Origin of the sequence: Acinetobacter sp. 742879, assembly GCF_000588535.1 — a bacterium.
Classification (GTDB): Bacteria; Pseudomonadota; Gammaproteobacteria; order Pseudomonadales; family Moraxellaceae; genus Acinetobacter; species Acinetobacter pittii.
Window position 1 is genome coordinate 314,598 of record NZ_JFYC01000003.1, and the last position, 11,132, is coordinate 325,729.

Consider the following 11,132-nt stretch of genomic DNA (forward strand, 5'->3'; position numbering starts at 1 on the left):
TGATATGACTAAAAACCAACTGTACGTTTAGAGGCACCTTGTAAATCAAAAATAACGTCATCAATTAAGTTATCAATCTGACGTGTATCTCGGTGATGTGCCGTAGTAATTAAATGAGCCATATTTCCAGAGGTTGCCAGATAATGCTTTTTCCAGATGTGTTCAGAAGGACATGGAAATACCACAGTGATTGAATTCGGATTTCGCCAAGCAGGAATCCCAACGGCCTGAAAGCGATCAACCGCGTACTGGGCCATTTTGAGGCAATGTTGAATTCTCTGTCGTCTTTGTAAATTGGTTTGGCTACGTATTGCCGCCCACATCAACAAGACAGTATGGCCATTGCGAGAACCACTAATGGTTTGATCACGTGTAGAGATATAGTCAACATCTACTGATATACGCTCTACATTTTGGCGTTTGGCCACAACAATGCCACACGGAATTGGTGAACCAATCATTTTATGACCAGACACACAAATCGAGTCGATGCCATGAGCAAAGGAAAACGCTTGAGGATGATCAACAAAAGGTAAAATCATGCCACTTAAGGCAGCATCGGCATGAATATAATAATCTCGGCGCATGATTCCGATTTGCGCTAAGCGCTCTTGAATCATTTCAATATCATCAATTGCGCCCGTCATGGTCGTACCAATATTTGCAAAAATAATGGGATGACTTTCTTTATTGGTTTTTATTTTACGGATTAAATCATCATAGTCGATTTCACCATTATCCAACGATTCGATTACACAAGATTTCATCTGCAATAATTTGGCGATTTTTCCCACCGAATAATGCGTATCTTTTGAGTAATATAATGTGGAATCTGGAAATAGCTCACGCGCCAGATAGCAGCCAAACATATTACCTTCTGTGCCACCGTTGGTTACGTATCCCCAGCTTTCTTCAAAGGGAATTTGAAAAATTTCAGCAAAATACGCCATCACATCTTTTTCAAAATCAAAAGAATTCAATGCGTAATTGCTATAGTCTTTCCAATCACCACAATTATTAATAGAGAATTTGAAAAAACGGAATAAAGCGGAATAATCAAAATCTGCAGATTCAGGATATCCAATATTGAAATATTGATGTTTTAAACAGTAATTCCAGAATGTCTCTATTTTCTCTTGATCAGCAGGCGATAAAAGCATTTTTTTCTCCGTTAATATGACGATTACAAGTCGTCTAAGGAGTCGCTATCAAAGATATAAATTTTATGTAAAATTTAGCGACCAGGATTTGTCGTATGCCTTATGAGGCAACCCTCTACCCTGCAATCCGTTGCCGTGCATCAACCAATGACCACCAATTTGATAAAGTGGGTGTGCGTCCTAATTCCTCAAAACTAATATTGATTCCCTGCGCTTTGAGTTCCGAAGAAAACTGCATAATTCGTAATGAGTCCAGTCCATAAAGAATCAGGTTTTCTTCTGGATCTAATTCATCTTCTTCAATAAGCTGCTGGACCTTTTTCTCTAACCAAGGTCGTGTAATGCCTGTTGCCACCTGCCCCACTACAGATTCGGTATCCACAACTTGACCGCAACGTGAAGATACATATTTCAAAGCTAAGCGATGTTCTTCTTCTGAAAAATCGGCAACTGCATCCCCAACCAGAAAGGGTTGTATGTCGCTCATAAAAGCTTCAATTGCCGTAACCATACAACCGATATGAGCATAGACACCGCCAATAATGAGCTGATCACGATTCCAGTTTTGCATTCTTTCAAGCAAATCCGAACGTTTAAACGCGCTATAACGCCATTTCGTTAAGACAATGTCATGTTCAGCAGGAGAAAGTTGATCAATAATTTTTTGCTGATCGATTGTTGAGGCTGGCAAACCCGGCCCCCACATGGCATTCAGTAATGCACGATCTGCCGCTGGTTGTTCATAGGGCTGTGCTGTATAGACAACAGGAACATTGTTCCGATGTGCCCAACTTCTGAGTTGAATTAAATGATTAACAACCATTTTAATTAATTCACTTTCAGCATCGTAAAAATTTAAAAAGTAACGCTGCATATCATGAATTAATAAAACTGCTCGAGAAGGATCTAACTGCCAGTCTGTTTTATTATTTGGATAACTCTCTCGTTTGGGCATGAGATAAGTAGAAATTTTTGAAATAGCCATATGCTGCTCAATATTTATTAAGATGTTGTAGATGTATTTAAAATGCTGCGAAGTTGTTTTTTGTCCACCTTACCGACTGCAGTCAGTGGCAAACTTTCGATTAATTTGATCTGGTCTGGAAGTTTGTATTGTGCAATACCCAACTCCATGAGATGGCGTCTGAGCACAACAGCTTTAAGTTCAGGATTCCGAGAAACAATAAAGGCACAACTCTTTTCACCGAATTGTTCATCAACAATTGCGACCAAAGCTGCGTGCATAACTTCTGGATGCAAAAGAATAAGTTTTTCTATTTCTTCCGAAGCAATCTTTTCACCACCACGATTAATCTGGTCTTTAATTCTTCCTACTACACGTAAATTACCATCCGAAGTACGCTGTACGAGATCGCCCGAATAGTAATAGTTGTCCTCATCAAAAACCTGTGAATTATGTTCAGGGCTTTGGTAATAACCACAAAAGGTATAAGGCCCCCGAGTCGCAAGCATTCCTATTTCACCTTCTGGAACTTCCCTATACTGCTCATCTACAATTTTGATTTCATCATCAGAACTGATAGGACGCCCTTGTGTCGTAAAGATTTGCTCATCGGAGTCATCGAGTCTGGTGTAATTGACCAAGCCTTCGGCCATTCCAAATACTTGTTGTAATTTACAATTGAGGACTTCAGGAACTTGACGGGCTAAAGATTCAGGAAAACTTGCTCCCCCCACTTGAAGCAACTTTAAAGACTGGATTTGATCTTTATATTGAGCTGCTTTTTCTAGCCACATAATGACAGCACTCGGCACTAAAGATGCCATATTGACTTGATGTCTTTGAATAATAGAAAAACAATTGAGCGGTTCAGGATTTGGTGCCATCACAACACATCCACCTGCATGTAAAACACCTAATGCACCGGGTGAACTCAACATAAAGTTATGAGGTGCTGGCAGAGCACACAATAACCGGGTATTTGAGTTTAAACCGCAAATCTCGGCACTGGCCCGCACACTATAGTCATAGTCATTATGCGTGCGTGGAATAAGTTTTGGTGTTCCCGTACTTCCACCTGACAGTTGAAAGAAAGCAACTTCATCAGCAGGTGTAGATGAAAAATCGACCAAGGTCTCTGCTGGTGTTTCAATCCAGTCTAATAGTCCGAAATCGGTAGCTTGATGATTGAGCATCAAAATAATTTCAGGAATTAAATTTACTTCATGAAGTGAGTCAATAAATTGATTATTGCTAAAGACTTCATGCTGACGCGAACCAATTAAAAGCTTAGGTTGAATCTGTTTAATAAAGGCATTTAGTTCATATTGACGATGACTATATAGCGCATTGAGCACAACCACGCCTGCCTTAAGCAAGGCAAAAAAGACAATATAAAACTCTGCAACATTGGGAAGCTGTACTAAAGCTGTATCACCCTTGCCCAAGCCTTTTTCAGCTAGTCGAGAAGCTAAATTTGTTGATAGCTGGTCCAGCCCAATATAACTCAACTGACGCTCACCACAAATAATTGCCGGCGAATGCGGATGCGATTGAACCCCTACCGTTAAAATGCGCGTCAAAGGTTGATCAATCCAATAACCTTTATTTCGATAGTGTTGCGCTCTCTCTGGAGACCAGCGAACAAACTCAATCAACTGTTTTTTCATGACATTCTAAATATTCAATTTAATTTAATGGTTATCAAGCTATTGATTCTTCTTAAATTTTCTTACATATCGGCATAAATATTTAATTTGAATACCGACAAAAGAAAACTCTTAAGACGGACAAGCTATATATTCACAGCAAATTGGAAATGATTAACAAATGCAACTGGTAATCATTTTCATTTGTTTGTATGATGCTGAAACAAGATTAATTTGTCAACCGAGTTATCGTTCAATGTGTGAATTAACTTCGATGCAAGCGGCCTGCTGGTTTGGTCGCTCTGGCAACGCAACTTTAGGTGGGGTTGCTGCCCACCTCTATGCAGAATTTGACGGTCAATTTATTGATCTACAAAAATTACATTTAGCACTTCAACGACTTTATAAAGAACACTCTATTTTGAGGTTAAGTTTGAGTGCCGATGGCATCGCAAACATCATGGCTGAGAAGGCTCAACAGATATTAGAAGTCGATGATTTTTCAAAGTTTAGTGATCATCAAATTGAGCAAATGCTCATGCAAAAACGTGAGCAATGGACCCATCAAAAACTTGATTTAAGTCAGGGTCAAACTGCAAGATTTTCTGTAAGTGTTCTTAAAAATAATATTTTCCGTTTTCATGTAGATACGGACATGATTGCTATAGATCCGTCCAGTTTTTTGAACTTGATGGAAGATCTTTCTTTGTTTTATGAAGACCCAGAAATATCATTCTCCCGTCCGCCTAATTTTTTTGACTGGTATCAAAAAATACGGACGGACCCTGACCTAAAAAAATTAAACCAACGAGACCGCTTATGGTGGAAACAACGTCTGCCTCATATTAGCCCTGCTCCGTCTCTACCTTTCATTCATCAAGAATTCAAAACAGCAAAAAGTGATCGTTTAAGTACATGGTTATCGCCGGAAGAACGAAAAGCATTACAACAACTTGCTAGAGAACAACACATTACTGTGACTAACCTGATATTAGGTTTATTTGCCTATACACTTGGTCATGCAACCAAAGATCACAGCTTCCGATTGAATATTCCTACTTTTTGGCGCGAACCGGTTTTAAAAAATGTCGAAGGCTCTATTGGTGATTTTGCTAATTTAGTCATCCTTGATGTCGATATGAAAGGAATAACTACCTTAGCTGCATTCTGCAAACAAATAGCAAATCAAATGCTTGAGTTATTAGAGCATTCACATTATTCGGGTGTGAATGTTCTACGTGATCTGTCTCGTTATCATGGTAGTGCACAGATTGCTCCCGTGGTATTTACAGCAGCACTCAACTTAGAAAATGATAATTTGCTTTCTGAACGTGTCCTTCGCGTTTTTGGCTCAATGAATTGGGTCATTTCACAAGGGCCACAAGTTGCACTTGATGCACAAGTTGCTCATGTAGATGACGGTATTTTAGTTAATTGGGACATACGTTTAGATGCTCTACCCAAAGAATGGACCACAAATTTATTTGAATCTTTCATTCATTTACTTAAAAATCTTGCCGCACATCCTGAGCAACTTAATACACAAATTATAAGCCCAGCACAAAATACCTCGTCAGATCGTACGTCCCAAAAACCATTAAATGCATTACAACAAGCCTACCTATTAGGCCGAACTCAAGCCCTTCCTTTAGGTGGTGTTGCCATGCAAGAGTTTAGGCAGTATCACGGCAAAATGGATCTTGTTTTATTAAAACAACGATTGACAGAAATGGTACGTCGGCATGACAGCTTACGAACTTATATTGATAAAAATAGATTAGTACAATATGTAAGCGATCAAGTGAGTGTCAATTTAAAAGAAATAGACCTAATTACATGGGAACCTGAACGTGCTTCTCACCACATCGAGTCCTATAAAAATAGTTATACGCATGAGCTATTTGATTTAAATCAGCCGCCTTGGAATATCACTGTATTTTTATTAAAAAATAATCTATTAACAATTTTTGTCCGCTTTGATGCATTAATTTTAGATGGCCGATCTATAGCTTCACTTATGTTAGAACTATTCGATGGACAACAACATGATATCCAAAAACAAATAGAAGAAAATGAAGCTGAGAATAGCGTATCTGTTCATCAGGCAGATATGGCTTACTGGGAAAGAAAATTTTCTAAATTATCGTCTATTCCAGCACTTCCTTGGAAAACACCCTTACAACATTTACCGACTTCACTTTACCAACGTAACAGTCTAATTATAGAAAAAGATCAATTTAAACAGTTGTCTAAAATTGGAGCGAAACATTCACTGTTTAAAAACTCAGTCATCATGGCGATTATTTTGGAAGTGCTATCTCATTGGAGCACTGACAAATCTCTATGCGTTGCTGTTCCTACACTTCCTCTCTATGCCGGACCATTTTCCAATAGTTCTACGTTTATTGCTGTTGAGTGGAAAACCTCACATCAATTTGCTGAACAAGCAAACCGCTTGCAAACGGAAGTTTTAGAGGGTTTACAGCATCTTTCATTTTCAGGCGTTGATCTCGCTCGACTATTATTTGAAAAAGTTGGCACTGCTCCAGTATTGCCGATTGTAATTACAAATGGTTTGTCATGGCCTGTATTATCTGAATCTCATCCTATTCAGCAACTAGATGGCCTTACTCAAACACCTCAAGTTGCAATTGATATTCGCTTTAGCACAAGAAATGACGGCGCTTTAATTTTCGATATTGATTATGCTCAAGAAGCATTTCCTCCCCATATGATTGAGGATTTCTTGGACGCGCTACAATTGGCAATCAAACAAATTATTGGTTCAGAAATATTCAGTTTTGATCTCAGTAATTTTTTCAGTGAGCTTCAAAATAAACGACTATATTTTAAGAATAACGAGTTCGATCATTCATCTATACCACTTGAAAATAATGCTAAACAGCAAAATCAACTACTCGATATTTATTTAGAAGTGATAGGCCACACACCAAATAAGGAAGTGGACAGTTCAACTCATTTTACTCATCTCGGGCTGCGTCCACATCATTTAAAGGTCGTTTCAAAACGTATTAATGAAACATACGCGATTCAGCTCTCACCTGTTCAACTTATTCAATGTCGCAATATTGCTGATGTAGAGAAATTACTAACACCACATTAATTCGTATTTTTAACTTTCATCATTTTGGAAACAGATAAAGTATAAACATGAAAAAAATAGATATTACCGGAATTGGTATTGGGCCATTCAACTTAGGTTTAGCTGCTCTTTTGTCTCATCATCCCGAAATCAAAAGTGTATTTTTAGAACGCAAACCAGAATTTCGATGGCATGAAGGACTGCTATTGCAAGGCACGACATTACAAGTTCCTTTCTTTGCCGACTTGGTTACAATGGCCAATCCTTGCCATCCCTTAGGCTATATTAATTATTTACATCAACATGATCGCTTACATCAGTTTTATTATTACGACAGTTTTTTAATTCCACGCCGTGAATACGACCATTATTGCCGTTGGGCTTCAAAACAATTAACTGATTGTCGATTTGGAGAAAACGTAAGTCATGTGGAATATGACGCCAAGCTCGATAAATTTATTATAGAAAGTGAATCAGCCTCGGGCGAAAAACAAAAATATATAAGCCAAAATCTGGCGATTGGTATTGGGACTAAACCTCGCATTCCTACATGGCTAGAAACATGCAAACACCCTTTGGTAAAACATTCTGCGGAGTTTGCAAAAATTCAGGAACAACTCAAGCAATGTAAACAGGTCACGGTTATTGGTTCGGGCCAAAGTGCAGCAGAATGCGTACTTGCTTTATTTAATTCACTTACCCCAGAACAAGTAAAAGCAGGCGCATCTATTCGTTGGATCACACGTTCTGCCGGCTTTCACCCAATGGAATATTCTAAACTTGGGCAAGAATGTTTTACCCCTGCATATATGCAATATTTCCAAAGCCTGCCTAGAGATAAACGTCGTGACATTGCTGCTAGTCAGGGCCTGATCTATAAAGGGATTAGCTTCTCAACCATTGGTGATATATATGATGTTCTTTATGAGCGTTCAGTGGCTGGTGAGAAATCCGGTTTAAGTCTATACACAAGCTGCGAAGTTGAATCGGTTGAACAACTTGAATCGGGTTCTCTGCGTTTAACCTGTTTGCACACCCAACTCGATCAACGTTGCGAATTAGAAACTGATGCCCTTGTCGCAGCTACAGGCTATGTTCATGATTGGCCTGAATGGTTCCAAAATATGAAAGGTTCTATTTTAGCTGTTGATGATAAAAATGATTGTATTGTTCAAGAAGACTTTACGGCTTTACGTTGTGATCAAGGACAAGGTCGAATTTTCATTCAAAATGCCGAGATTTTTCAGCAAGGTGTAGGTTCTCCTGACTTAGGAATCGGAGCAACCCGAAACTCAGTAATTATTAATCAATTACTGGGGCGTAATGCTTATCGAATTCCTAAACAGTCTTCTTTCCAGCACTATGGTTTACCAAAATAAAAACGCTTAATAAAAAACTGCCAAATCAAATTTGGCAGTTTTTTTATATGTTCTTTTTAGATCAAATTAAAAATCAATTGTGGCAGATAATAAATAAGTACGTGGTGCACCAAGCATTAAATTTGTAAATTGAGGCATTGACCAATATGACTTATTGGTGAGGTTATCAATATTCCCGCGAATAGTGACAGGAAATTGAGCTATTTTCGTATTATAACGTGCGCCAATTCCGTACACTTCACGTCCAGGTACTGAAGTTGAGTTATCATTATAAATATATTGTTTAGACGCAGCTGTCGCATTGGCAGTCAAAGTTAAGCCAGGGATATACGACACATCACCTTCAATACCAAGCTTAGCTTGCACTTTTGGAACACCGGCAACAACATTTCCTAACTCGCTTTCAATTCTGGTTTTTGTAATTTTAGGATCAATATAAGTTAATCCTCCCATTACACGAATACTGTCAACAGGTGAACCATAAAAGCCCCATTCAATTCCGCGATTACGTTGTTCTCCATCAGCGCCATAAATAGATTTGATTTTTTCATCGGTACTTTTAATTACATACGAATTTCTAGATTTGATCTGAAATACACTAAACGTATTGGTGAAGTTACCGCTGTCAATTTTAATTCCGGTTTCCATCTGTTTAGTTTTAAAAGGAGAAAATATTTGCCCCTCATTTTCGTAGTTTTGTCCGGTAGGTACGGTTCCCCCTGAGCTTAATCCTTCAATATAGTTTGCATATAATGAAACATGATCATTTGCTTTTACCAAAATTGCAGCTGCAGGTGTAATAGCGTTTTTATCATAACGACCGTTAATATTTCGGACGCCCTGCCCATTTAAACTTTCGGTGACAATATTTTGATAACGCAGTCCCAAGGTTAATTGGACTTGATCTTGAAGAACCGACATCGTATCGGCTAAACCAACACTTGTTAAATTTTCTTTATTACTAAAAATAGGTGCAATAGGAACGCGATTCGGTTTACTGCCCCAATTCGGATTATAAATATTAGTTACACGATCTCCCTCAGGAAATCCTTGTCTAATACCAGCTTCGTCATCCGTTTCGCGGTAATGTGTTGCATTTAATGCCAGAGCATGTTTTACAGCACCTGTATCAAATTTACCACGTAAACCCACTTCAGCAGATTTACGTTCATATTTGAAACCTAAATGTGCAATATTGAATTTTATATCTCCCGCTTCGTTTTGTATTTCAGTTTGAGCAGCCCCCAAAGTTTTATTTTCTGTTTTCCTCATCCCCGCCGTTGCATACGCCATCCATTTATCATTTAAGTCATATTCGCCTCGAATCATACCTCCCGTATCACGCGTGTTATAGGCCGTCCACGTTGGATTCAATAAAGTATCGGGGTTTGGCGCTTTGGGTAAATTGACACCTGGTAAAATGGTTAAACCACGATTTATACCGTCAGCATGGTCACGGCTAGTATATAAATCGGCTGAAAGTCGTGCATTGTCGCCTTTCCAATCTAAACCAAGTGAAAATAGATGAGTGGTTTTTTCCTGCTCTTTAATCGGTCCTTCACCATCTCGATATACACTGTTGAACCGCACACCAAACTCTTTGTTTTCACCAAAACGGCGTCCAATATCCAGATGGCCTCCGAATTGTGAATCCGACATATACGTCGTTGTAAAACGAGTTAAGGGATAATCTCCTGCACGTTTCGGAACCAAGTTAACTGTTCCCCCTAAAGTTGAACCTGGAGGCATTCCGTTTAACATTGCTGAAGGGCCTTTTAACACGTCAATACGTTCAAACATTTCCGGTGAAGCGCGGTATAAAGGAGCAATACCATATAATCCGCCCATAGAAGTATCGCGGCCAGCAGCCACAGAACTTGATCTAAATCCACGAATAGCATAACTTTCTGCAATTACGCCGTAAGCGCCAGTTGAAAAAATAGATGGATCCGTTTTTGCAATCACATCAGTGATATCTTTCGCTTGCTGATCTGCAATATATTTTTCTGTATACGCAATGGTATTAAACGGGGTTTCCATAGCGGTTTTATTACCTAAAAAGCCAACTGAGCTTTTTGACGAAACTTGCCCACCTGCATAAGTATCATCTTGTTCAGCTTTTACGGTAATTGCGGGTAAAGCTGCTACATTTGTTTGAGCATTTTGTTGTTCTAGAGTTTTTGTTGAATTATCAATAACAGCAGCATAGGTATTTGATGCACATAGAACAAATACAGTGCCTAATGCATAGCCTAATCGAAGGGCCATTTGTGCAGATGCAATACCATTTAATACAAAAGAACGGTGATTAATTCTTTGATCATTCCCACTTTTAAAATTACGGTTATCGCTAACGTTGTTCATTGAAAGACCTTTAATGTTGTGATTCATTTTTTATTAACTATCTGCTTAAAATACAAAGCAAAATAGTGAAAATTTATGCTGTAAAATTTGATTAAGTGATGTGCCTAAAAATTTATTGATAGCCTTTTTTCACATCTTCCATCACTATTTTGAGCGAGGTTGGGCTTGCAGCCGTGGTATACCAGGCATCAGCATCGACAAAAATGACACGACCGTTTTTCCACGCTTTGGTTTGACGTAATAATGGATTTTCAACACTGGCGGCATTAATTTTTGAGCGATGTTCCATCACAGCAGTTCGGTCCACGATATAGAGAATATCTGGGTCCGCTTTTTTGATGAATTCACTCGAAATTGGTTGTCCATGTAGACTTGTATCCATCACACCACTTGCAGGCTTTACTCCAAAAGCATTAAAAATAAAGCCATAGCGTGACTGAATACCAAAATTACTAAATGCCCCATTGTTATGAAGAACGACTAACGCTCTTTCTGGGCGATTGGCCGTTACGGCTT

6 protein-coding genes and 1 pseudogene are annotated in these 11,132 nt (G+C 38.7%); 2 read left to right on the top strand and 5 right to left on the bottom strand.

Features of this window, described 5'->3' with window-relative positions; translation table 11 throughout:
* Positions 1–8 precede the first annotated feature (8 nt).
* From basG to basE, 3 genes are all read right to left on the bottom strand, one after another.
* Complete coding sequence (basG, locus tag J690_RS10825) at positions 9–1,160, bottom strand: acinetobactin biosynthesis histidine decarboxylase BasG (protein WP_032035746.1); 1,152 nt, start codon at positions 1,158–1,160, stop codon at positions 9–11.
* Positions 1,161–1,275: 115 nt separating this feature from the next.
* Positions 1,276–2,145, bottom strand: a complete 870-nt coding sequence (basF, locus tag J690_RS10830; RefSeq protein WP_005073360.1) for an acinetobactin biosynthesis bifunctional isochorismatase/aryl carrier protein BasF — start codon at positions 2,143–2,145, stop codon at positions 1,276–1,278.
* Between the two features lie 17 nt (positions 2,146–2,162).
* Positions 2,163–3,791 (bottom strand): (2,3-dihydroxybenzoyl)adenylate synthase BasE, encoded by a 1,629-nt coding sequence (gene basE / locus J690_RS10835; protein WP_032035748.1) that lies wholly within the window; start codon positions 3,789–3,791, stop codon positions 2,163–2,165.
* 160 nt (positions 3,792–3,951) lie between these two features.
* Between basE and basD the strand changes: the two genes are divergently transcribed.
* Together basD and basC are read left to right on the top strand one after the other, a co-directional pair.
* Positions 3,952–6,894: an acinetobactin non-ribosomal peptide synthetase subunit BasD gene (basD, locus tag J690_RS10840; protein WP_032035749.1), complete on the top strand. Its 2,943-nt coding sequence runs from the start codon at positions 3,952–3,954 to the stop codon at positions 6,892–6,894.
* Between the two features lie 47 nt (positions 6,895–6,941).
* Positions 6,942–8,252, top strand: a complete 1,311-nt coding sequence (gene basC / locus J690_RS10845) for a putative histamine N-monooxygenase (protein WP_032035750.1) — start codon at positions 6,942–6,944, stop codon at positions 8,250–8,252.
* Positions 8,253–8,318: 66 nt separating this feature from the next.
* On the opposite strand, the gene J690_RS10850 is transcribed toward basC, so the two are convergent.
* The gene (locus J690_RS10850; protein WP_032035753.1) at positions 8,319–10,643 is read right to left on the bottom strand and encodes a TonB-dependent receptor; all 2,325 of its coding nucleotides are present in this window, start codon (positions 10,641–10,643) and stop codon (positions 8,319–8,321) included.
* 85 nt (positions 10,644–10,728) lie between these two features.
* Positions 10,729–11,132: pseudogene (bauB, locus tag J690_RS10855) on the bottom strand (siderophore-binding periplasmic lipoprotein BauB); the annotation flags it as partial.

What these genes read in the sequence shown, in the direction of transcription:
- basE (WP_032035748.1), bottom strand. Translation starts at nt 3,791, where the DNA reads ATGAAAAAACAGTTGATTGAGTTTGTTCGCTGGTCTCCAGAGAGAGCG.
- basD (WP_032035749.1), top strand. Translation starts at nt 3,952, where the DNA reads ATGCAACTGGTAATCATTTTCATTTGTTTGTATGATGCTGAAACAAGA.
- basC (WP_032035750.1), top strand. Translation starts at nt 6,942, where the DNA reads ATGAAAAAAATAGATATTACCGGAATTGGTATTGGGCCATTCAACTTA.
- J690_RS10850 (WP_032035753.1), bottom strand. Translation starts at nt 10,643, where the DNA reads ATGAATCACAACATTAAAGGTCTTTCAATGAACAACGTTAGCGATAAC.
- basG (WP_032035746.1), bottom strand. Translation starts at nt 1,160, where the DNA reads ATGCTTTTATCGCCTGCTGATCAAGAGAAAATAGAGACATTCTGGAAT.
- basF (WP_005073360.1), bottom strand. Translation starts at nt 2,145, where the DNA reads ATGGCTATTTCAAAAATTTCTACTTATCTCATGCCCAAACGAGAGAGT.